The following is a 20,195-nucleotide window of genomic DNA, read 5'->3' as shown; positions in this document are numbered from 1 at the left end:
GGCGTGAGACAGTACGACCTGTGAGCAGCGACGACGCCCTCTCCTGGACCAACTGGGCCCGCACGGCCTCCGCGACGCCGCGCCGTCGGGCCTCGCCGCGCGACGAGGCTGAGCTGGGCGGCCTCGTCGCCCGCGCCGCGGCCGAGGGCATGCCCGTCCGCGCGGTGGGTGCAGGGCACTCGTTCACCCCGGCCGCGGTCACGGACGGCCTCCTGCTCGACCTCGACCGGCTGAGTCTCGTCGAGCGCATCGCGCGCGGCGGCGCGGACGGCACCGACGGCGACGCGATCCTCGTGACCGTCGGGGCGGGCATCCGCCTGCACCGGCTCAACGAGGCCCTCGCCGCCGCGGGGCTCGCGATGCGCAACCTCGGCGACATCGACCGGCAGTCGGTCGCGGGCGCGATCTCGACGGGCACGCACGGCACGGGGGCACGCCTCGGCGGTCTCGCGACGCAGGTGCGCGGCGTCCGCGTGGTCGGGGCCGACGGCGAGGCGCGCGAGGCGTCGCCCACGCACGAGCCGGGCCTGTTCGAGGTCAGCCGGCTCGGGCTGGGGGTCACGGGCATCCTGTCCGCGGTGACGCTCGAGGTGGTCCCGGCGTTCCTCCTGCGCGCGCAGGAGGAGCCGTGGCCGCTCGACCGCGTGCTCGAGCAGCTCGGGACGCCCGACGACCCCGACGGGCTCGTCGGGGGCAACGACCACTTCGAGTTCTACTGGTTCCCCCACACGCGCCGGGCGCTGACCAAGCGCAACAACCGCCTCGCGCCCGACGAGGAGGCCGTCGAGCTCGAGCGTCTGCGCACCACGGGTCCCGGGCCGGTCGCGCGGGCGCGCACGTGGGTCGACGAGGAGCTCCTGTCGAACGGCGCGTTCGAGCTGGTGAACCGGCTCGCGACCGCGGTCCCGCGCGTCACGCCGCGCCTCAACGCCGTCTCCGCGCGGGCGCTCGCGCCGCGCACGTACGTCGCGCCGTCGCACCACGTGTTCGTCACGTCGCGCCGGGTCCGGTTCCGCGAGATGGAGTACGCCGTCCCGCGCGAGCGCCTCGTGGACGTGCTGTCGAGCATCGACGCGTGGCTGGACCGCTCCGGCGAGCACGTGCCGTTCCCCGTCGAGGTCCGGTTCGCGGCGCCCGACGACGTGTGGCTCTCCACGGCCCACGGGCGCGAGACCGCGTACGTCGCCGTGCACCAGTACGCGCGCCTGCCGCACGAGCGGTACTTCGACGCCGTCGAGCGCATCGTCGCCGAGGTGGGGGGTCGCCCGCACTGGGGCAAGATGCACGGGCTCGAGGCGGACCGGCTCCGGGAGCTCTACCCGCGGTTCGACGACGCCGTGGCCGTCCGCGACGCGGCGGACCCCGAGGGCGTGTTCGCGAACGGGTACACCGACCGCGTGCTCGGCCGCGCCCCGGCCGCGCGGGGCTGACCGGCGTCCGCCCCGCCAGGAGCGGTGTCCCGTCGAGGGACGGGACGTCGGCGGCCCGTCAGGGGACGGGCTCGGGGCCGTGCTCCCGCACCGGCGAGCCGTCGGGGCGCACCATCATCGAGAGCACGTACTCGGCGAGCGCGTGGAAGCTGCGGACCGCCGTCTCGTCGTCCTGCTCGACGAGCCACGCGATCTCGATCCCGTCGATATACCCCGCGACGACCCGGGAGAGGAACCCCATGTCCATCGTGTAGCTGACGTTCCCCCGCTCGGCCACGTTCTCGAGGAACCCGCGCGTCATCGCCCAGGTCTGCTCGAGGTGCGTGTGCGCCACGGAGCGCAGCGCGCGGCTGCGCACGCCCGCCGTCGCGAACTCGAACGTGAGGAGCCGCATGTGACGGCGCGGCGTCAGCCCGCTCCACAGGCCGTCGGCGGCGGCGTGGGCGAGCGCCACGACGTCGCCGTCGACGTCCAGCGCGGACCGGACGGGCTCGGAGGCCACGAGCGCGAGGCTGTTGCCCATCGCCTGGAGGAGCTCGTCCTTGTCCTCGAAGCAGTAGTGCACGACGCCAAGCGAGACCCCGGCCTCGGCCGCGACGCCGCGGATGGTCACGGCCTCGACGCCCTCACGGACGGCGATGGTCATCGCGGCGTCGACGAGCTGGGCTCGGCGTTCCTCGACGGACATTCGGTTCATGTGCGATTCATCCCATGTGTCGTTCTTGGGAAAGTCAAACACATCGATGCGCTTCCAGCGATCGTAGAGGCAGGTGGCGGGCCTGGCACGCCGGACGGGAGCGGGCGAGAATGACGAGCCGGACCAGCCCCGGCCCCCACCCCCGACGAAGGACTCCCGTGCCCCGACCGCGCCTGCCCCGCACCCCCTGGACGCTCGCCCTCACGGCGACCGTCGCGCTCGCCCTCGCGGGCTGCGGCGGGCCCGAGGGCGCAGGTGGTGGCACGGATCCGGTCGTGCACGACGTCCCCGAGATCCCGGTCCAGGTGACCGCGCCCGCGGGCTGGGAGCGCGGCACGCGCGACGGCGCGTTCCTGCTGCGCGCCCCGAGCGGCACGGGCTCCGACGACTTCCGCGCGAACGTCGTCGTCACCGGAGAGCAGTCGGCGCAGACCGTCGACGAGGCGGGCGCCGCGACGACGGCGGCCGCAGCCTCGATCCCCGGCTGGGTGCCCGACCCCGACGGGCAGGGGCCCACGACGCTCGCCGGGCTGCCCGCCTACCGCGTGGCCGGGACGTACGAGGCGGCGGGGACCGCCGTCGCGCAGGAGATCGTCGCCGTGCGGACGGGCGACGGGCCCGACGCGTGGGTCGTCGACCTCACGGCGTCGTACGCCGTCGACGACGCCGACGGGGCCGCGCAGGCGCGCGCGATCCTCGAGAGCGTCCAGGTCGCGCCGACGGGCTGACCTCAGGCGGGCGGTGCGAGCCGGATCACGAGAGCGGTGGCGACGGCCGCGACGCCCTCGCCGCGGCCGGTGAGGCCGAGCCCGTCGGTCGTGGTCGCCGTGAGCGTCACCGGGGCGCCCGCGGCCGCCCCGAGCGCCGCCTCCGCCTCGGCGCGGCGCGGCCCGAGGCGCGGCCGGTTGCCGATCACCTGGACGGCCACGTTCCCGATCTCGAACCCGGCGGCCCGCACCCGTCGCGCCGCCTCCGCGAGCAGGCTGGCGCCGCTCGCGCCCGCCCACTCGGGCGCGCTCGTGCCAAAGTTCGAGCCGAGGTCGCCGAGGCCGGTGGCCGAGAACAGCGCGTCGGCGGCGGCGTGCGCCGCGACGTCGGCGTCGGAGTGCCCGGCGAGACCGCGCTCACCCGGCCAGTGCAGGCCGCCCAGCCAGAGCGGACGCTCCTCGCCCTCGGGCGCGAAGGCATGCACGTCCACCCCGACGCCCGTGCGCGGGAGCAGCGGGACGGGGCCCGCGGCGACCGGTGCGGTGGTGGGCGTCCCGGCGGGTGTCCCGGTGGAGCCTGCAGGGGTGGTCATCGGTCCTCCCGGAGCGTGAGCGCCGCGACCCGCAGGTCGTGCGCGGTGGTGATCTTGGCCGCCGCGGCGTCGCCGGGCACCACGTGGACCGGGACGCAGAGCGCCTCGACCAGCCCGGCGTCGTCGGTCGCGGCGAGGGACTCGTCGTCCGCGCGGTGGACGGCGGCCGCGTGCGCGCGGGCCAGGAGCTCGCCGTCGAACCCCTGCGGGGTCTGGACGGCGCGCAGCACGCTCCGGTCGACCGTCTCGACGACGGGCTCCGCACCGGACGCGTCGTCGGCGCCCGCGGGCGCCACGCGCTTGATCGTGTCCGTGACGGGAAGCCCCGGCACGACGGCCCCGTGGCCCGCGCGCACGGCCTCGACGACGCGGCGGACCAGCGACGGCGGCGCGAGGGGTCGTGCGGCGTCGTGGACGAGCACGACGTCGGCGGGCACGCCGCCCTCCGCGAGGCCGCGGCCGGCCCTCAGACCCGCCGCCACGGACGCCTGGCGGGTCCCCGCGCCCTCGACGACCCGGACCGCCCGGTCCACCGCGGGGTCGTCGGCCAGGAGCGCCGCGACGTGGTCGCGCAGCCCGGGCGGCGCGGTCACGACGAGCGCGTCCACGACCCCGGACGCGCACAGCCGTCGGGCGGCGTGCACCACGAGCGGCAGCCCGTCGAGCTCGACGAGGGCCTTGGGCAGGTCCAGCCCGAGCCGGGTCCCGGAACCGGCGGCGGTGAGGACGGCGAGAGTCAGCACGCGCACACGCTACCGGGCACGACGACGGGGAGGGCGCCGTCCGTACGGACGGCGCCCTCCCCGGTGGTCTGTGGCGCTGACTGCGCGGGCCGCGGCCCGGGACGTCAGGAGGCGAGCACCTCGTCGAGGATCGCCTCGGCCTTGTCCTCCTCGGTGTGCTCCGCCAGCGCGAGCTCCGAGACGAGGATCTGCCGAGCCTTCGAGAGCATGCGCTTCTCGCCGGCGGACAGGCCGCGGTCGGCGTCCCGGCGGGAGAGGTCGCGCACGACCTCGGCGACCTTGATCACGTCACCCGACGCGAGCTTCTCGAGGTTCGCCTTGTACCGGCGCGACCAGTTGGTCGGCTCCTCGGTGTAGGGTGCACGAAGCACCTCGAACACACGGTCGAGACCCTCCTGGCCGACGACGTCACGCACGCCGACGAGGTCGACGTTCTCGGCTGGGACTTCGATGGTCAGGTCGCCCTGCGCGACCTTGAGCTTGAGGTAGATCTTGTCCTCTCCGCGGATGGTGCGCGTCTTGATCTCCTCGATCAGTGCGGCTCCGTGGTGCGGGTAGACAACGGTCTCGCCTACTGTGAACGTCATCTGCAGATGTCCCCTTTCGCGGTGGTCCACCTTACCACGCGGAAGGGCGGAAATCCGAGCCCCTCGGCCCCTTGACAAGCCCGTCACCAGCACGTTCGCCCAGGTCAGGGCCGTGTCAGCGCGCCTGACGAATCTCGACTCGGTGCCCCATCGGCGCCCCGACGGCGTCTCCGGGGCACCTCACGACCCCCTGCAGGACCTTCACGAGGCCCGACGACCACCGTCCCGGCACGCCCAGCGCCACGTGACGCCGCTCACGCCACGGCCGCGGGCCGGCCGTTCCGGCCGCCCCGGTCCTCCCGACGCACTAGGCTGGGCGCGGAATCCCGTCCCCCTTCTTGCAGCCCTGGAGTGCACGTGACCCGCATCCCGACCCCCCGAGCCTCGACCCGTGCGGAGTCCCGGGCCACCGGCCGCGCGCGCGCCTGGGCCGTGCCCCTCCTGGTCGCCGGTGTGGCCCTCGCGTCCGCCTGCTCCCCCATCGAGACGAACCGCCCGTACTCCCCCTCCGACGGCCTGCGGGTCGACCTCACGAGCGAGCTGCGCGGGCTCAACCTGCTCGTCGTGACCGCGGAGGACGGCGAGCCGGGCGCGCTCGTCGGGGCCTTCGCCAACGACTCGACCGAGGACGTGGAGTTCGACGTGACGCCCGAGGGCGGCGCCCCCGTGACGATCCCCGTCGCGGCGGGCGAGACGGTCTACCTCGGCGCCGAGGACGGCTTCGACGCGCAGATCGGCCGCGTCGACGCGGCGCCGGGCGCGATGCTGCCCGTCACGGTGAGCACGACGACGGGCGAGGAGCAGGCCCTGTCCCTCCCCGTCCTCGACGGCACCCTCGAGGAGTACGCGCACCTCCTGCCGTGACCGCGCAGGTCGCGCCAGAAATCGGCTCGGCCCGTGTCACCGCCCGGCGCTAGCCTTCGCGTGCCGTCCCGCCACCCTGGTCGGGGCTCGTACCGAAGGAACCCAGGTGACCCTCCCCCGCTCCACCCGCCGGCCGCTCGTCCTCGTCGTGAGCGCCGTCGCCCTCGCCCTGACCGCGTCGGGCTGCGGCGCGATCCTCGACGAGATCTCCGGACCCGCCGACGCCCAGCGTGACGAGCCCGGCGGCGAGGTGACCGAGGCGTCGGACGCCGACGTCTTCTCGGTCCAGGTCGGCGACTGCATCGTCTCCTCGAAGCTGGACGACGCGGACCAGGTCGAGTCCGTGCCCGTCGTGCCGTGCTCGGAGCCGCACGACGCCGAGGTCTACGCCGAGACCGAGCTCCCCGCGGGCGACTACCCCGGTGACGAGGCCGTGACGACGAGTGCCGAGGAGTTCTGCTACGGCGCGTTCGAGGCGTTCGTCGGGCTCCCCTACGAGGAGTCGGCGCACGAGTACTGGTACTTCACGCCGCGCGCGGACGGCTGGAAGCTGCAGGACGACCGCGTGGTCCAGTGCGTCCTCGACACGAACGGCACCGACGTCACGGGCTCGCTCCAGGGCAGCGCGACCTGACCCCCTGACCCGTCCCGCACGCACGACGGCGCCCCTCCCCGCGTGGGGAGGGGCGCCGTCGTGCGTGCGGGCCAGGGCCGGGCGGCCGGGCTCAGGTCACCCGAAGCGGCCGGAGATGTAGTCCTCGGTGGCCTGCTGCGTGGGCGAGGAGAACATCGTCGCGGTGTCGTCCATCTCGATGAGGCGACCGGGCTTGCCGGTGCCCGCGATGTTGAAGAACGCGGTGCGGTCGCTCACGCGCGCCGCCTGCTGCATGTTGTGCGTGACGATGACGATCGTGTACTCGTCCTTGAGCTCGGCGATGAGGTCCTCGATCGCGAGCGTGGAGATCGGGTCGAGCGCCGAGCACGGCTCGTCCATGAGGAGCACCTGCGGCTTGACGGCGATCGCGCGCGCGATGCACAGGCGCTGCTGCTGGCCGCCGGAGAGGCCCGAGCCCGGGCGGTCGAGGCGGTCCTTCACCTCGTTCCACAGGTTCGCGCCCCGCAGCGACGACTCGACGAGGTCCTCGGCGTCCGACTTCGAGATGCGCTTGTTGTTGAGCTTCACCCCCGCGAGCACGTTCTCCTTGATGGACATCGTGGGGAACGGGTTGGGCCGCTGGAAGACCATGCCGACCTGGCGGCGGACGGCGACCGGGTCGACGTCGTCGCCGTAGAGGTCGACGCCCTCCATCGCGACGGTCCCCTCGACGCGCGCGCCGGGGATGACCTCGTGCATGCGGTTGAGCGTCCGCAGGAACGTCGACTTGCCGCAGCCGGACGGGCCGATGAAGGCCGTCACGGACTGGGGTTCGATCGTCATGCCGACGTCCTGCACCGCGAGGAAGTCGCCGTAGTAGATGTTGAGGTCCTTGACGTCGATGCGCTGTGCCATCGGGGCTGTCCTGTTCTAGCGGAGGGTCTTGGGGGCGAACCAGCGGGTGACGAGTCGCCCGACGAGGTTGAGCAGCATGACGATGAGGATCAGCGTCAGGGCGGCCGCCCAGGCCCGGTCGTAGTTGATGTCGGGGAGGCACACGACGTCGGTGACGTTGCTGCAGGGCACCAGCCCCTGGCTGTACTGCCGGTAGACGTACACCGGGAGGGTCATCATGCGGCCCTCGAAGAGGTTGCCGTTGATCGAGTCGACGACGCCCACCGTGATGAGGAGCGGCGCCGTCTCGCCGATGACGCGCGCGACGGCGAGCATGATGCCGGTCGTGATGCCGGCGATCGACGTGCGGAGCACGACCCGCACGACGGTGAGCCACTTGGGCACGCCGAGCGCGTAGGCGGCCTCGCGCAGCTCGTTCGGCACGAGCCGCAGCATCTCCTCGCACGAGCGCACGACCACCGGGATCATGAGGACGGACAGCGCCACGGAGCCGACGATGCCCATGCGCACCCCCGGCCCGAACAGCACCGCGAAGAGCGCGTACGCGAAGAGGCCCGCGACGATCGACGGGATGCCGGTCATGACGTCGACGAAGAACGTCACCGCGCGCGCGAGCGGCCCGCGCCCGTACTCGACGAGGTAGATCGCGGCGAGCAGGCCGATCGGCACCGAGATGACCGCGGCGCCCAGCGTGATGAGGAGCGTGCCGAGGATCGCGTGGTAGATGCCGCCCGCGTCCATGCCGCCGAACACCCCGCGCATGGAGTGCGTGAGGAAGTAGACGTCGAACCGCTCCATGCCGTGCATGACGACGGTCCACGCGACGGACACGAGGGGCACCATCGCGAGGGCGAACGCGCCCCACATGAGGACCGTCATGGTGCGGTCCTTGCGGCGACGGCCGGCGTCCGCGCCGCGCAGGAGCGCGCGCACGACCGCGGAGCGCTCCGGGTCCGGTGCCGACGCCCCGCGCGCGGGGCTGGTGCTGAGGGCGCTCATCAGTTGGCTCCCGAGAAGTCCTTGCGCCGCGCGACGATCGCGCGGGCGCCCATGTTGACGAGCAGGGTGATGACGAACAGCGCGAGGCCCGTGGCGATGAGGGCGCTCACCCCGAGCGGGTTCGCCTCGGGGAAGTCCGCCGCGATGTTCGCGGCGATCGTCTGCTGCTGCCCCGCCTGGAGGATCTTGAACGAGTAGAGGAGCCCGGGCGAGAGGATCATGAGCACCGCCATCGTCTCGCCGAGCGCACGCCCGAGGCCGAGCATCGCGGCCGAGACGACGCCCGACCGCCCGAACGGGATGACCGCGGTGCGGATCATCTCCCAGCGCGTCGCGCCGAGGGCGAGCGCGGCCTCCTCGTGGAGCTTCGGCGTCTGGAGGAACACCTCGCGGCTCACGGCCGTGATGATCGGCAGGATCATCACGGCGAGCACGAGCGCGACGGTGAGCAGGACGCGGCCGGTCGGCGACGCCGGCCCGGCGAAGAGCGGGAACCATCCGAGCGTGTCGGCGAGCCAGGACCACACCGGCACGACGACCGGCGGGAGCACGAGCGAGCCCCACAGGCCGTAGACGACGCTGGGGATCGCCGCGAGCAGGTCGACGACGTAGCCCAGCGTCGAGGCGAGCCGGCGGGGCGCGTAGTGGGAGATGAACAGCGCGATGCCCATCGCGACGGGCGTCGCGAGCACGAGCGAGAGCGCCGCGGCGAGCAGCGTGCCGAAGATCAGCGGCCCGACGAACGACAGCAGCGACGCGCCCTCGGGGAACCACGCCACCTGGTCGCTCAGCTCGGCGCCGCCCGCGCTGAGCGCGGGCCACGCCCGCAGCAGCAGGAAGATCGCGACCGCGGCCAGCACGGCGAGGATGAGCGCGCCGGCACCCGTCGCGGTCCAGCGGAACGCGCGGTTGACCCCGCGGTCGCTGTTGCGGGCGCGGCGGCGTGACGTACCCGGGCGACGCGCGGGCTCGGACGAGCCGCCCGGCGCGGGGCCCGGTGTCGTGGGTGGGGCTGTGGTGGTCACTCTCGTGCTCCCGGTGTGCTGTCCTGCGGCGTGCGGTCTGGTCGCGGGTCGGGGGCGACGGGGCCCGCAGGCCCCGCCGCCCCCTGGCGCCAGGGGGCGACGGGGCCCGCAGGCCCCGCCGCCCCCCTGGCGCCCGGCGGTCGTCAGCCGGCGGCGCCGACCGTGATGGCCTCGACGGCCGCGTGGACGTCCGTGCGCAGGTCCTCCGAGATCGGCGCGCTGCCCGCGGCCGACGCGGAGGCCGACTGGCCCTCCTCGCTCGAGACATAGGTGAGGAACGCCTTGACGAGGTCGCCCGTCGCCTCGTCCTCGTAGTTGAGGCACGCCACCGCGTACGAGACGAGCACCAGCGGGTAGGCGCCGGCCTCGGTCGTGGTGCGGTCCAGCTCGACCGCGATGTCGTGCTCGTGACGGCCCTCGACGCGCGGCGACGCGTCCACGACCTTGGCCGCGGCCTCCGGGGAGTAGGCGACCCACTCCTCGCCGACCTTGATCTTCGCGGTGCCGAGGTCGCCGGCCTTCGAGGCGTCGGCGTAGCCGATGGTGCCCTCGCCGCCCTGGACGGTCTGCACGACGCCGGACGTGCCCTGCGCGGACTCGCCGCCCTGCGTCGGCCAGTCGCCGCTCGGCTCGTGGCCCCACGCGTCGCCCGCGGTCGCGGCGAGATACTCGGTGAAGTTCTCGGTGGTGCCCGACTCGTCGGAGCGGTGGACGGGCGTGATCGCCACGTCGGGGAGCGTCGCGTCGGGGTTGTCGGCGGCGATCTCCGGCGCGTTCCACTGCGTGATGGTGCCGTTGAAGATGCCCGCGATCGTAGCCGGGGCGAGGTTCAGCTCGGCGACCTCCGGCAGGTTGTAGATGATCGCGATGGGGCTCACGTAGACGGGGAGGTCGATCGCACCGTCGGGGCCGCACACGGCCTGCGACTGGGTGATCTCCTCCTCCTTGAGCACCGCGTCGGAGCCGGCGAACGCGACGCCGCCCTCGAGGAACTGGGTGCGACCACCACCGGAGCCGACCGGGTCGTAGTTGACGGTGACGTCGGGGTTCGCGCTCTGGAACCCGGCGCGCCACGCCTCCATGGCGGACTCCTGCGAGCTCGCGCCCGCACCGTTGAGCTCACCGCTGAGGTCGCTCGCGGTCTCGGACGAGCCCTCGGAGGAACCACCGGTGGAGCCGTCGGCACCGCCGACGGGGTCGTCCGACCCGCACGCGGCGAGGGTCAGGGCGAGCGCGCCGACCGCGACGGCGGATCCTGCACGGGAGAATCGGCTGAGCTTCACTCTTCGTTCCATCCTGTTCACGCGTCTCGTGGCACCAGCGAGCGCCGGTGACGATCCCGACGCTAGGAGCGCCGGGTGACGCGTTCCCCCAGAGCGGGTGAACGACGGATGAACAGTGCACAGACCTTCCGTGCCGGGCCGCAGGGCGGGGCACGCGGCGTCGCACGACGACGGCCCCGGCGCGTCCGCGAGGGACGTGCCGGGGCCGTCGTGCCGGCAGTCGTGCCGGTCGTCCGTGCCGGACGGGACCGCCGGGTCAGGGCTGCCCGACGCCGTCCGCGATCTTGTAGCCGAGGCCGCGCACCGTGAGGAGGTAGCGCGGGCTCGCGGGCTCCGGCTCGATCTTCGAGCGGATGCGCTTGACGTGGACGTCGAGGGTCTTGGTGTCGCCGACGTAGTCGGTGCCCCACACGCGGTCGATGAGCTGACCGCGCGTGAGCACGCGCCCCGCGTTGCGCAGGAGCAGCTCGAGGAGCTCGAACTCCTTGAGCGGGAACGGCACGACCTCGCCGTCCACGCTCACCGTATGCCGTTCGACGTCCATGCGGACCGGCCCGACCTCGAGCGCGCTCTCCGCGACCGGCTCCGCACCAGTTTCCCCGCCCTTGCGGCGCAGCACGGCACGCACGCGGGCGAGCAGCTCGCGGAACGAGTACGGCTTCGTCACGTAGTCGTCCGCGCCCAGCTCCAGACCCACGACCTTGTCGATCTCCGAGTCCTTCGCCGTGAGCATGATGACGGGGACGTCGCCGCGCTGGCGCAACTCCCGGCACACCTCCGTGCCGCTGAGGCCGGGGAGCATGAGGTCGAGCAGGACGAGGTCCGCGCCGTCGGCGTCGTACCGCTCCAGCGCCTCCGTGCCCGTCGCCGCCTCGACGACGTCGAAGCCCTCGCGCCGCAGCTGGTACGTCAGCGGGTCGCGGTACGACTCCTCGTCCTCCACCACCAGGATGCGCGTCACGCGCCTACCTCCTTGTTCGGTGCGCCCGCTTCCGGGGCGCCGTCGTCCGGCGCGTGCTCGTGCGGCACGCGCTCGTGGTCGTCCGGTGCGCGACCCTCCGTCGCGAGCCCGTCGGGTGCCGGCTCGTCCGCCCGGTCGGTCGCTCGGTCGGTCGCTCGGTCGGTCGCTCGATCGGTCACCGTGCCGCGCGTCCGTGCGGCCGGGACGTTCGCCGCCGGGATGCGGAGCGTGAAGGTCGACCCGCGGCCCGGCTCGGACCACATCGTGACCTCGCCGCCGTGGTCGGCCGCGACGTGCTTGACGATGCTCAGGCCGAGGCCGGTGCCTCCCGTGTCGCGCGAGCGCGCCGGGTCGACGCGGTAGAACCGCTCGAAGACCCGAGCCTGCTCGTCGGCCGCGATCCCGATGCCCTGGTCCACGACGGCGATCTCGACGAGGTCGCCCGACCGCGTCACGCCGACGCCGACGCGCGTGTTCTCGCCCGAGTAGGCGACCGCGTTGTCGAGGAGGTTGCGCACCGCCGTGACGAGCAGGTTGTGGTCGCCGTAGACCGCGGCGTCCAGCTCGCCGCCCGTCGTGAGCACGATGCCCTTGCCCTGCGCGTTCGTGCGGGCGCGGTCGACGGCCTCCTCGACCACGCCGCGCACCGGTACGACCGTCACCTCCTGCAGGGCTCCCGCGACCTGGAGCCGCGACAGCTCGATGATCTCCTGGACGAGCGCGGACAGGCGCGTCGCCTCCGACTGCATGCGCGCGGCGAACCGGCGCACCGCCACCGGGTCGTCCGCCGCGTCCTGGACGGTCTCCGCGAGCAGCGCGAGCGCGCCCACCGGCGTCTTCAGCTCGTGGGACACGTTGACGACGAAGTCGCGGCGGATCGCCTCGACCCGCCGCGCCTCCGTCCGGTCCTCCGCGAGCACGAGCACGTGGTGCGGGCCCACCTGGGCCACGCGCACCTGGAGCATCACCGTGCCCCGGCCGACGGGGCCGCGCGGGAGCTCGAGCTCTTCGTCGCGGATCACGCCGTCCCGACGCACGTCGTCGATCATGTCGCGGATCGCGGCGTGCGCGATCGCGTCGCCGCGCACCACCCCCAGCGCGTACGCGGGCGGGCTGGCCCGCACGACCTCCCCCTCGCCGTCGAGCACGACGGCGGCGGACCGCAGGACGGCCAGCACGCGGACGAGACCCTCGTCGAGCTCCGGGGCGGGCTCCTCCCGCACCGCGCGCTGCTGCCGCTCGCTCACGCGGAACGCGATCGCCGCGATCACGCCGACGACGATGCCCACGACACCGGCGAGCAGCACGGTCACGCCCTCGATCAGACTCTCGGCTTGCACCCGTCCAGCGTACGGTCGCGTGCCGACCGTCCCGGCCCCGCGGGACCCCGGGCGGGCGCGAGCCGCCAAGAGTTCACCTGACGGCGCACTGGTGTTCACCGGCCGGTCGACCACGCCTGCGAGCGTGTCAGGAGCCGACGGCGTGCCCGGGCGCCTCCCGGCGCGTCGGGGCGCACGCCGTCACGGACCGGACCGACCGGTCACGACGAGAGGGAAGCGATGCGGGAGATCTTCGAGGCCGAGCTGAAGCAGGTCGGCGACGACCTGGCCGAGATGAGCCGGCTGGTGGAGTCGGCCGTGAACCGCGCCGGGCAGGCGCTCCTCACGGCGGACCTGCAGCTCGCGCAGTCGGTGATCGGCGACGACCACACGATCGACGCCCTCGAGCGCGAGCTCGACGAGCGCTGCGTGCTGCTGCTCGCGCAGCAGCAGCCCGTCGCGACCGACCTGCGGGTCGTCGTCAGCGCGCTGCGCATGAGCGCCACCCTGGAGCGCATGGGCGACCTCGCGCGCCACATCGCGCAGGTCGCGCGCGGCCGCTACCCAGGACGCGCGATCGAGCCGACGCTGCACCGCACGTTCGAGCAGATGCACGACGCCGCCGTCCGCGTGGCACGGCGCACGACCACGCTCCTCACGACGCGCGACCTCACCGTCGCGGCGAACATCGAGCGCGACGACGACCTGCTCGACAAGCTGCACCAGGACACGTTCAGCGCGCTGCTCGACGGCACGTGGACGGGCACGCCGCAGGAGACGGTCGACGTCACGCTCGTGGGTCGCTACTACGAGCGCTTCGGCGACCACGGGGTGTCGATCGCCAAGCGCGTGACGTACCTCGTGACCGGCGAGTTCGCCGACGACCGCGGCGCCCCGGCGGGCACCACGCGCGCGACCGCCTGACCCGCCGCGGGCCCGGCGCGCCGGGAGGACCCGCTCGACCCGCACAGACGACCGTGGCCCGTCCGGATCTCCGGACGGGCCACGGTCGTCTGTGCGGGGCGGGGCCGGTCAGCGGCCCTGGTTCGCGACCGCCGCGGCGGCCTCGGCGGCGGCCTCGGGGTCGAGGTAGCGGCCGCCCTTCGTGACCGGCTTGAGGTCCTCGTCGAGCTCGTAGAGCAGGGGGATGCCGGTCGGGATGTTGAGCGCGGCGATGTCCTCGTCGGAGATGCCGTCGAGGTGCTTGACGATCGCGCGCAGCGAGTTGCCGTGCGCGGCGACGAGCACGGTCTTGCCCGCCTTCAGGTCGGGGACGACCTCGCCGTCCCAGTACGGCAGGGCGCGCTCGAGCACGTCCTTGAGGCACTCGGTGCGCACGACGGGGGCGTCGGCGTAGCGCGGGTCCGTGTCCTGCGAGAACTCCGAGCCGAGCTCGATCTCGGGCGGCGGGACGTCGTAGGAGCGGCGCCAGAGCATGAACTGCTCCTCGCCGAACTCCTCGAGCGTCTGCTTCTTGTTCTTGCCCTGGAGCGCACCGTAGTGACGCTCGTTGAGGCGCCACGACCGCTTCACGGGGATCCAGTGGCGGTCCGCGGCGTCGAGCGACAGGTTCGCCGTCGTGATGGCGCGGCGCAGGAGCGAGGTGTGCACGACGTCGGGCAGGACGCCTGCCTCCGTGAGGAGCTGACCGCCGCGCTTCGCCTCCTCGGTGCCCTTCTCCGACAGGGCGACGTCCACCCAGCCGGTGAACAGGTTCTTGGCGTTCCATTCGCTCTCGCCGTGGCGGAGCAGCACGAGGGTGTAGGTCATGCCTCCATCCTGCCGCACGGCCCGACGCCGCGGCACGCGCGTCCCACGTGGTGGTGACCGTCGCCGCGCGGCGTGGGACGAAGGTCCGGCCGCCCCGGAGCCGCCCGGGACCGCGGCGTCGCGGCTCGTGCGGGGCCGGGAATCAGCGCGCCGTCGCGCACGTTCTCTCCCGCATGCCGATCGACGGAGAGTACGCACCGAGCCCGAGCACCTGGTCCCGCCAGCAGGCGGAGACCTACGAGTCGTCCGGCGGGACGCGCAGCACGACCCTGAACGGGATGCCCGTCGTCCTCCTCACGACGCTCGGACGCCGCAGCGGCAAGGTCCGCAAGACCCCGCTGATGCGCGTCGAGCACGACGGCGCGTACGCGGTCGTCGCGTCGCTCGGCGGAGCGCCGCAGCACCCGGTGTGGTACCTCAACGTGCTGGCGCACCCGCGGGTCGAGCTGCAGGACGGGCCGGAGCGCCACGACTACGTCGCGCGCGAGGTCCACGGCGAGGAGAAGGCGCTGTGGTGGGAGCGCGCGGTCGCAGCCTACCCGCCGTACGCGGACTACCAGGAGAAGACGTCGCGGGAGATCCCCGTCCTCGTGCTGGAGCGCGCGGGCGGCTGAGCCGCCGCGTGGCCCGTGCCGGTCCGCGCGGTCAGCGCGCCGCGCGGACCTTGCGCGCCTGCGCGTAGACGTCGAGCATCCGGACCGCCGCGACGTCCCACCCGAAGCGCTCCCCCGCGCGTCGGGCCCCCTCGCCGAGGGCGGCGAGCCGTGCGTCGTCGGCGAGCAGGTCCGCCAGGACGCGCGCCCAGGTCGCCGGGTCGTGGTCGGGCACGAGGACGCCGGAGACCTGGTCCTCGACGACGGTCCGCAGCCCCCCGACGGCGGCCGCGACCACGGGCGTGCCGCTCGCCTCCGCCTCGGCCGCGACGAGCCCGAACGTCTCGTTGTGCGAGGGGACGGCGACGACGTCGGCCGCCCGGTACCAGCGCACGAGCTCGTCGCGCGGGACGGGCGGGCGCACGACGAGCCGGTCGCTCACGCCCACCTGGTAGGCGAGGGCCTCGAGCTCGCGGACCGCCGTCGGGCGGCCGCTGGGGCCACCGAGGACGACGAGCGACGGCACGGGCTCCCCGCGCGCGGCGAGGACGCCGAGCGCCCGGACGAGCACGTCGGGGCCCTTGAGCGGCTGCACGCGCCCGGCGAAGAGGACGAGGCCGCCGTCGGCGGGCAGGCCCAGCCCGGCCCGCAGCGTGCGCCGCCGCTCGCGACGCTCCCGGGCGTCGCCGGTCGCGGCGCCCGGTGCCGGGGAGAACAGCTCGAGGTCGACGCCCGGCGGCACGACGTGCACGCGCGCCGGGTCGGCCGCGTAGTCCCGCACGAGGTCCTGCGCCTCCGCGTCCGTGCTCGCGACGAGCGCGTCCGCCTCCGCGACGACCTGCTCCTCGCCGATGATGCGCCCGAGCGGCTCGGGCGCGTCCCCCGGCGCGAGCGCCGCGTTCTTCACGCGCGCGAGCGTGTGCATCGTGTGGACGAGCGGGACGTCCCAGCGGTCGGCGGCGAGCCACCCGACCTGACCCGAGAGCCAGTAGTGGGTGTGCACGACGTCGTACCAGCCCTCGTGGCGCCGCGCCTCGGCCCGCAGCACGCCGGCGGTGAAGGCGCAGAGCTGGCCCGGGAGGTCGTTCTTGTCGAGCCCCTCGAACGGGCCGGCTGCGACGTGGCGCACCGTCACGCCGTCGGACACCTCGACCACGGGCGGCTGGCTCGACGCCGTGGCGCGCGTGAAGATCTCGACCTGCGTGCCGCGGCGCGCGAGCGCGTGCGCGAGCTCGGTCACGTACACGTTCATGCCGCCCGCGTCGCCGGTGCCCGGCTGGTCGAGCGGCGACGTGTGCACCGAGAGCATCGCGACCCGCAGCGGGTCCGACGGGTCGGGGGCGGTTCCGCCCGGCAGGTCGAGCGTCGTCACGGCGGGTCAGGCCTCCACGACGCACGCCGGGGCCGGGAGCGCGAGCACGTCGAGCACCTGGGCGGCGCCGTCCGAGCGGCGCACGCGCAGGAGCGCGAGGTTCGACGTCGGGGCGTCCGGGCCGGCCACGGCGGGCCGCTCGATGAGCGGGTCGTCGTTCTGGTTCGCCACGACGACGAGGTCGTGCAGCGGCGCGTCGGCGTCCCCCTGGTCGGCCTCGGCGGCCGACCCCGCGCCGGTCGCGGCCCCGAGGATCGCGAAGTGGCGCGGCCACGCGCCGCCCACCGGCGAGTCGGCCAGGTGGCGCAGCGTGGGCACGCCGCCGTCCGGCCCGGGCTCGACCGCGTGCGCCGCGAGCACGTCGGCGCCACGCACCGCGGCGAGGACGCGCGTGCCGTCGGCGGTGACCGCGACGTGCGAGGGGTAGTTCCCGCCGTCGGCGGGAGCGGCGGCGTGCGTGACGTCGTAGCGCGCGACGACGTCGTAGGTGCGCGCGCCGTCCGGCCCGTCCACCGGGGAGAGCAGGAAGAGCGCCGGGTCCAGCTCGCCGACGACGACGAGGTGCCCCGACGGGAGCGCCGCGAGGTGGCGCGGGCCCGTGCCCGGCGGGAAGGTCGCGACGACCTGGGCCGTCGAGCCGTCGGGCGCGGCCGGGTCGTGCCGTCGCAGCTCGTCGGTGCCGAGGTCGACGACGAGCACCGCCCCGCTGCCGTCGTCCGCCGAGCCGAGGTGCGCGAGGGGCGCGACGAAGTGCGCGTGCGGCCCCTCCTGGCGGTCGGTGACCGGACCGGTCCCCGCGTGCCGCTGCCGGCGCGGGCCGGCGTCGGGCGCTGCCGCGACCCCGCCGTCGTCCGCCGTCGGCACGACCGTGAGGACGCCGTCGCCGTAGTTCGCGACGAGCACGTCACCGCTCACGGCGACGTGGCACGGGTACGAGCCGCCCGTGGCGACCGGGCCGCCCCGGGGGGTGAGGGCGCCGTCGGGCGCGACGGCGAACGCCGAGACCGAGCCGGCCTCCGTCTCCCCGACCGCGTAGAGCGTGTCGCCGTCGAGCGCCAGGAACGACGGGGAGGAGGCCGCGACAGCGAGCGCGCCGCCCCCGAAGGCGCCGGTGCCCGCGGCGGGGTCGACGTCGAGCTCGACGCGCCACACGCCCTCCGCGCCGTTCGGGTGCGGGTAGGTGCCGATCCAGAGGGCGCGGGTCGCGGAGGTCATGCCTTGAGCCTAGTTCTCCGCGCGGGCGGCCCGGCACCCGCGCTCCGGCGCACGAGAAGGGCGCCCGGCCGACGTGTCGTCGGCCGGGCGCCCCGGTGCTCGGTGCGACGACGCGTCAGTGCGCGGCGTCGTACGCGGTCTGGATCTCCTGGGAGATCCGACCGCGGTCGTTGACCGTGTAGCCGTTGGCACGGGCCCACTCGCGGACCTCGGTCGCCCGGGCGGAGCCGGACGAGCGGCCGCCGCTGCGGCGGGCCGGGCGGGCCGCGCTCGTGCGGGACGAGACCTTGCGCGCGTTGCCGACCCACGAGGCAAAGGCGTCGCGCAGCTCTTGCGCATTCTTCGTGCTGAGGTCGATCTCGTAGGAGACGCCGTCGAGTGCGAACGTGACGGTCTCGTCGGCCGCACCCCCGTCGAGGTCGTCGACGAGAATTACCTGGACTTTCTGGGCCACTGTGGTTTCCTCACGCTTCACAGGAATTGCTGTCGTCGTCAGGATGCCACCGTGAAAGGCGAGCGTCAATTGAACACGCCGCCACGGCGGAACGCGCCCCCGGTTCTCGACGGGCAATTCCTGGACGGCGGTCCATCATTTCGGGACGCCGCCCGACGGCCTTCCCGGGAGATCAGGAGTCGTGCGCGGGCGCGGCATTCCCGCCCGCGGCGGATTCCTGTTCCGCGTCGAGGCGCGCCAGCGCGGCACGCTCGTTGCGGTCGGCGCGCACGATAGCGCGCATCGCCACGTAGAAGAGCACGCCGACGCCGATCGAGGGGATGAGCGCCGCGACGGTGGGCCAGATGTCCATGCTGTCGGTCCTAGGTTCTCGGCCGCGCTACTGCGCGGGCTTCACGAGGGGGAAGAGGATGGTCTCGCGGATGCCGAGACCCGTGAGCGCCATGAGCAGGCGGTCGATGCCCAGGCCCATCCCGCCGGACGGGGGCATCGCGTACTCCATCGCGGTGAGGAAGTCCTCGTCGATGCGCATGGCCTCCTCGTCGCCGGCCGCCGCGAGCAGGGCCTGTGCCTCGAACCGCTGCCGCTGGACCACCGGGTCCACGAGCTCGGAGTACGCCGTCGCGAGCTCGACGCCGCGCACGTAGAGGTCCCACTTCTCGACCTGACCGCGCACCGTGCGGTGGTCGCGCGTCAGCGGCGAGGTCTCGACCGGGAAGTCCCGGACGAACGTGGGGGCCACCAGGTGATCGCCCACGAGGTGCTCCCACAGCCCCTCGACGAGCTTTCCGTGATTGACGTTCTTTGGGTCGAACGAGAGCTCGTGCTTGTCCGCGAACGTCCGCAGCGTGTCGACCGACGTCTCGGGGGTGATGTGCTCGCCCAGCGCGTCCGAGAGCGAGTCGTACATCTTCAGCTGCGTCCATTCCCCGCCGAGGTCGTACTCGGTGCCGTCGGCGAGCGTCACGAGCGTCGTGCCGAGAGCGTCCTGCGCGGCGCGCTGGACGAGGTTCTGGGTGAGCACGGCCATCGTGTCGTAGTCGCCGTAGGCCTCGTACGCCTCGAGCATCGCGAATTCCGGCGAGTGCGTGGAGTCCACGCCCTCGTTGCGGAAGTTGCGGTTGATCTCGAACACCTTCTCGACGCCGCCGACGGCCGCGCGCTTGAGGAACAGCTCGGGCGCGATACGCAGGAACAAGTCGATGTCGAACGCATTCATGTGCGTCTCGAACTGTCGCGCCGCAGCGCCCTCGGGACGCGTCTGGAGCATCGGGGTCTCGACCTCGACGAAACCGCGCTCCCAGAAGTTCTCACGGATCGAGCGCACGACGGCGGCGCGCAGACGCACGGTGTCGCGGGCGGCCGGGCGGGCGATGAGGTCGACGTAGCGCTGGCGCACGCGCGCCTCCTCCGAGAGCTCCTTGTGGAGCACCGGGAGCGGACGCAGCGCCTTCGCGGCGATCTGCCACGCGTCCGCGAAGACGCTCAGCTCGCCGCGGCGCGAGCTGATGACGCGACCGTGCGCGAACAGGTGGTCGCCGAGGTCGACGTCGGACTTGAACGCCGCGAGCGACTCCTCCCCGACCACCGCCTGGCTGAGCATGACCTGCAGGCGGTTCCCCTCGCCGTCCTGCAGCGTGGCGAAGCACAGCTTGCCGGTGTTGCGCAGGTACACCACGCGGCCGGCGACGCCGACCTCGTCCTGCGTCTCCTCGCCCGTCTCCAGGTGCTCGTAGGCGGCACGGACCTCGGCGATCGTGGTCGTGCGCGGCACCGAGACGGGATAGGGCTCGTCGCCGCGCGCGAGGATCCGCTCGCGCTTCTCGCGACGGACCTGCATCTGCTCGGGCACGTCGTCGACGTGGTCCTCGGGCTCGGGCACGGCAGGAGAGGGGGTTCCGGCGGGGGAGGTCACCCCTGGATTCTACCGACGCTCCCGCGCCCCCGAGGTAGCGCCCCGGTCCGCCGAGGTAGAGCCCAGGTCCCGCGAGGTAGAGCCGTGGTCATGGCCAGGGCTCTACCTCGCGGGGAATGGGGTTTCCCCCCCAGGAGCCGGGGGTTGCCCCCGCGGGG

Annotated in this window: 22 protein-coding genes; 6 read left to right on the top strand and 16 right to left on the bottom strand. The window is 73.9% G+C overall.

Annotation, left to right across the window (positions count from 1 at the left end; translation table 11 throughout):
- Window positions 1-20 precede the first annotated feature (20 nt).
- The gene (locus ACZ4MO_RS11540; protein ID WP_175009007.1) at window positions 21-1,430 is read left to right on the top strand and encodes a D-arabinono-1,4-lactone oxidase; all 1,410 of its coding nucleotides are present in this window, start codon (window positions 21-23) and stop codon (window positions 1,428-1,430) included.
- Between the two features lie 58 nt (window positions 1,431-1,488).
- Here ACZ4MO_RS11540 and ACZ4MO_RS11535 read toward each other — a convergent pair whose 3' ends face one another.
- Window positions 1,489-2,127 carry a TetR/AcrR family transcriptional regulator gene (locus ACZ4MO_RS11535; RefSeq protein WP_044144577.1) on the bottom strand — a complete coding sequence of 213 codons (639 nt, stop codon included), beginning with the start codon at window positions 2,125-2,127 and terminating at the stop codon, window positions 1,489-1,491.
- A 158-nt stretch (window positions 2,128-2,285) separates the two neighbouring features.
- Between ACZ4MO_RS11535 and ACZ4MO_RS11530 the strand changes: the two genes are divergently transcribed.
- Complete coding sequence (locus ACZ4MO_RS11530; protein ID WP_186810434.1) at window positions 2,286-2,855, top strand: LpqN/LpqT family lipoprotein; 570 nt, start codon at window positions 2,286-2,288, stop codon at window positions 2,853-2,855.
- A gap of 2 nt (window positions 2,856-2,857) precedes the next feature.
- Here ACZ4MO_RS11530 and ispF read toward each other — a convergent pair whose 3' ends face one another.
- From ispF to ACZ4MO_RS11515, 3 genes are all read right to left on the bottom strand, one after another.
- Window positions 2,858-3,427: a 2-C-methyl-D-erythritol 2,4-cyclodiphosphate synthase gene (gene ispF, locus ACZ4MO_RS11525; protein WP_175009009.1), complete on the bottom strand. Its 570-nt coding sequence runs from the start codon at window positions 3,425-3,427 to the stop codon at window positions 2,858-2,860.
- A complete protein-coding gene (gene ispD / locus ACZ4MO_RS11520) occupies window positions 3,424-4,170 on the bottom strand; it encodes a 2-C-methyl-D-erythritol 4-phosphate cytidylyltransferase (protein ID WP_175009010.1) in 747 nt (248 codons plus the stop codon). Before ispD ends, ispF begins: the two co-directional genes overlap by 4 nt.
- A gap of 104 nt (window positions 4,171-4,274) precedes the next feature.
- The gene (locus tag ACZ4MO_RS11515; RefSeq protein WP_031315710.1) at window positions 4,275-4,757 is read right to left on the bottom strand and encodes a CarD family transcriptional regulator; all 483 of its coding nucleotides are present in this window, start codon (window positions 4,755-4,757) and stop codon (window positions 4,275-4,277) included.
- Between the two features lie 357 nt (window positions 4,758-5,114).
- Between ACZ4MO_RS11515 and ACZ4MO_RS11510 the strand changes: the two genes are divergently transcribed.
- Window positions 5,115-5,621: a hypothetical protein gene (locus ACZ4MO_RS11510; RefSeq protein WP_167405759.1), complete on the top strand. Its 507-nt coding sequence runs from the start codon at window positions 5,115-5,117 to the stop codon at window positions 5,619-5,621.
- Between the two features lie 106 nt (window positions 5,622-5,727).
- Window positions 5,728-6,255, top strand: coding sequence for a septum formation family protein (locus ACZ4MO_RS11505; RefSeq protein WP_186810435.1), 528 nt, complete (start codon window positions 5,728-5,730; stop codon window positions 6,253-6,255).
- 96 nt (window positions 6,256-6,351) lie between these two features.
- On the opposite strand, the gene pstB is transcribed toward ACZ4MO_RS11505, so the two are convergent.
- The 6 genes from pstB to ACZ4MO_RS11475 all read right to left on the bottom strand — a co-directional run bounded on the left by pstB (window position 6,352) and on the right by ACZ4MO_RS11475 (window position 12,739).
- Window positions 6,352-7,131 carry a phosphate ABC transporter ATP-binding protein PstB gene (gene pstB / locus ACZ4MO_RS11500; RefSeq protein WP_021481981.1) on the bottom strand — a complete coding sequence of 260 codons (780 nt, stop codon included), beginning with the start codon at window positions 7,129-7,131 and terminating at the stop codon, window positions 6,352-6,354.
- 15 nt (window positions 7,132-7,146) lie between these two features.
- A complete protein-coding gene (pstA, locus tag ACZ4MO_RS11495; protein ID WP_175009012.1) occupies window positions 7,147-8,130 on the bottom strand; it encodes a phosphate ABC transporter permease PstA in 984 nt (327 codons plus the stop codon).
- Complete coding sequence (gene pstC / locus ACZ4MO_RS11490) at window positions 8,130-9,155, bottom strand: phosphate ABC transporter permease subunit PstC (RefSeq protein ID WP_175009013.1); 1,026 nt, start codon at window positions 9,153-9,155, stop codon at window positions 8,130-8,132. Before pstC ends, pstA begins: the two co-directional genes overlap by 1 nt.
- A gap of 143 nt (window positions 9,156-9,298) precedes the next feature.
- Window positions 9,299-10,438 (bottom strand): phosphate ABC transporter substrate-binding protein PstS, encoded by a 1,140-nt coding sequence (pstS, locus tag ACZ4MO_RS11485; protein ID WP_021483683.1) that lies wholly within the window; start codon window positions 10,436-10,438, stop codon window positions 9,299-9,301.
- Between the two features lie 256 nt (window positions 10,439-10,694).
- Window positions 10,695-11,399: a response regulator gene (locus tag ACZ4MO_RS11480; RefSeq protein WP_175009014.1), complete on the bottom strand. Its 705-nt coding sequence runs from the start codon at window positions 11,397-11,399 to the stop codon at window positions 10,695-10,697.
- Window positions 11,396-12,739 (bottom strand): sensor histidine kinase, encoded by a 1,344-nt coding sequence (locus ACZ4MO_RS11475; RefSeq protein ID WP_255437231.1) that lies wholly within the window; start codon window positions 12,737-12,739, stop codon window positions 11,396-11,398. The genes ACZ4MO_RS11480 and ACZ4MO_RS11475 overlap by 4 nt, the downstream gene beginning before the upstream one ends.
- A 219-nt stretch (window positions 12,740-12,958) precedes the next feature.
- Here ACZ4MO_RS11475 and phoU point away from each other — a divergent pair, with 219 nt between their 5' ends.
- Entirely contained in the window at window positions 12,959-13,642 is a 684-nt protein-coding gene (gene phoU, locus ACZ4MO_RS11470; RefSeq protein ID WP_108049506.1) for a phosphate signaling complex protein PhoU, read from the top strand.
- A 108-nt stretch (window positions 13,643-13,750) separates the two neighbouring features.
- Here the strand turns inward: phoU and ACZ4MO_RS11465 are convergent, their stop codons facing one another.
- Entirely contained in the window at window positions 13,751-14,488 is a 738-nt protein-coding gene (locus ACZ4MO_RS11465; protein ID WP_074808251.1) for a phosphoglyceromutase, read from the bottom strand.
- Window positions 14,489-14,661: 173 nt separating this feature from the next.
- Here ACZ4MO_RS11465 and ACZ4MO_RS11460 point away from each other — a divergent pair, with 173 nt between their 5' ends.
- On the top strand, window positions 14,662-15,102 hold the full coding sequence (locus ACZ4MO_RS11460; protein ID WP_175009015.1) for a nitroreductase/quinone reductase family protein: 441 nt from the start codon (window positions 14,662-14,664) through the stop codon (window positions 15,100-15,102).
- Between the two features lie 31 nt (window positions 15,103-15,133).
- Here ACZ4MO_RS11460 and mshA read toward each other — a convergent pair whose 3' ends face one another.
- From mshA to lysS, 5 genes are all read right to left on the bottom strand, one after another.
- Window positions 15,134-16,390 carry a D-inositol-3-phosphate glycosyltransferase gene (mshA, locus tag ACZ4MO_RS11455; protein WP_175009050.1) on the bottom strand — a complete coding sequence of 419 codons (1,257 nt, stop codon included), beginning with the start codon at window positions 16,388-16,390 and terminating at the stop codon, window positions 15,134-15,136.
- A 69-nt stretch (window positions 16,391-16,459) separates the two neighbouring features.
- Window positions 16,460-17,668, bottom strand: coding sequence for a beta-propeller fold lactonase family protein (locus ACZ4MO_RS11450; protein ID WP_175009016.1), 1,209 nt, complete (start codon window positions 17,666-17,668; stop codon window positions 16,460-16,462).
- Window positions 17,669-17,783: 115 nt separating this feature from the next.
- Window positions 17,784-18,122: a histone-like nucleoid-structuring protein Lsr2 gene (locus ACZ4MO_RS11445; RefSeq protein WP_108049515.1), complete on the bottom strand. Its 339-nt coding sequence runs from the start codon at window positions 18,120-18,122 to the stop codon at window positions 17,784-17,786.
- Between the two features lie 172 nt (window positions 18,123-18,294).
- Complete coding sequence (locus ACZ4MO_RS11440; RefSeq protein ID WP_175009017.1) at window positions 18,295-18,474, bottom strand: hypothetical protein; 180 nt, start codon at window positions 18,472-18,474, stop codon at window positions 18,295-18,297.
- A gap of 27 nt (window positions 18,475-18,501) precedes the next feature.
- Complete coding sequence (gene lysS, locus ACZ4MO_RS11435; RefSeq protein WP_108049530.1) at window positions 18,502-19,962, bottom strand: lysine--tRNA ligase; 1,461 nt, start codon at window positions 19,960-19,962, stop codon at window positions 18,502-18,504.
- Window positions 19,963-20,195 lie beyond the last annotated feature (233 nt).

Source organism: Sphaerisporangium cinnabarinum (assembly GCF_055567015.1).
This window is presented reverse-complemented; position numbering and strand designations above follow the sequence as displayed.

Excerpts from the sequence above, each read along its gene's own strand:
- ACZ4MO_RS11535 (WP_044144577.1), bottom strand. The coding sequence starts at position 2,127 with ATGAACCGAATGTCCGTCGAGGAACGCCGAGCCCAGCTCGTCGACGCC.
- ispF (WP_175009009.1), bottom strand. The coding sequence starts at position 3,427 with ATGACCACCCCTGCAGGCTCCACCGGGACACCCGCCGGGACGCCCACC.
- ACZ4MO_RS11515 (WP_031315710.1), bottom strand. The coding sequence starts at position 4,757 with ATGACGTTCACAGTAGGCGAGACCGTTGTCTACCCGCACCACGGAGCC.
- pstB (WP_021481981.1), bottom strand. The coding sequence starts at position 7,131 with ATGGCACAGCGCATCGACGTCAAGGACCTCAACATCTACTACGGCGAC.
- pstA (WP_175009012.1), bottom strand. The coding sequence starts at position 8,130 with ATGAGCGCCCTCAGCACCAGCCCCGCGCGCGGGGCGTCGGCACCGGAC.
- phoU (WP_108049506.1), top strand. The coding sequence starts at position 12,959 with ATGCGGGAGATCTTCGAGGCCGAGCTGAAGCAGGTCGGCGACGACCTG.
- ACZ4MO_RS11465 (WP_074808251.1), bottom strand. The coding sequence starts at position 14,488 with ATGACCTACACCCTCGTGCTGCTCCGCCACGGCGAGAGCGAATGGAAC.
- ACZ4MO_RS11460 (WP_175009015.1), top strand. The coding sequence starts at position 14,662 with ATGCCGATCGACGGAGAGTACGCACCGAGCCCGAGCACCTGGTCCCGC.
- mshA (WP_175009050.1), bottom strand. The coding sequence starts at position 16,390 with ATGCTCTCGGTGCACACGTCGCCGCTCGACCAGCCGGGCACCGGCGAC.
- ACZ4MO_RS11450 (WP_175009016.1), bottom strand. The coding sequence starts at position 17,668 with ATGACCTCCGCGACCCGCGCCCTCTGGATCGGCACCTACCCGCACCCG.
- ACZ4MO_RS11440 (WP_175009017.1), bottom strand. The coding sequence starts at position 18,474 with ATGGACATCTGGCCCACCGTCGCGGCGCTCATCCCCTCGATCGGCGTC.
- lysS (WP_108049530.1), bottom strand. The coding sequence starts at position 19,962 with ATGCAGGTCCGTCGCGAGAAGCGCGAGCGGATCCTCGCGCGCGGCGAC.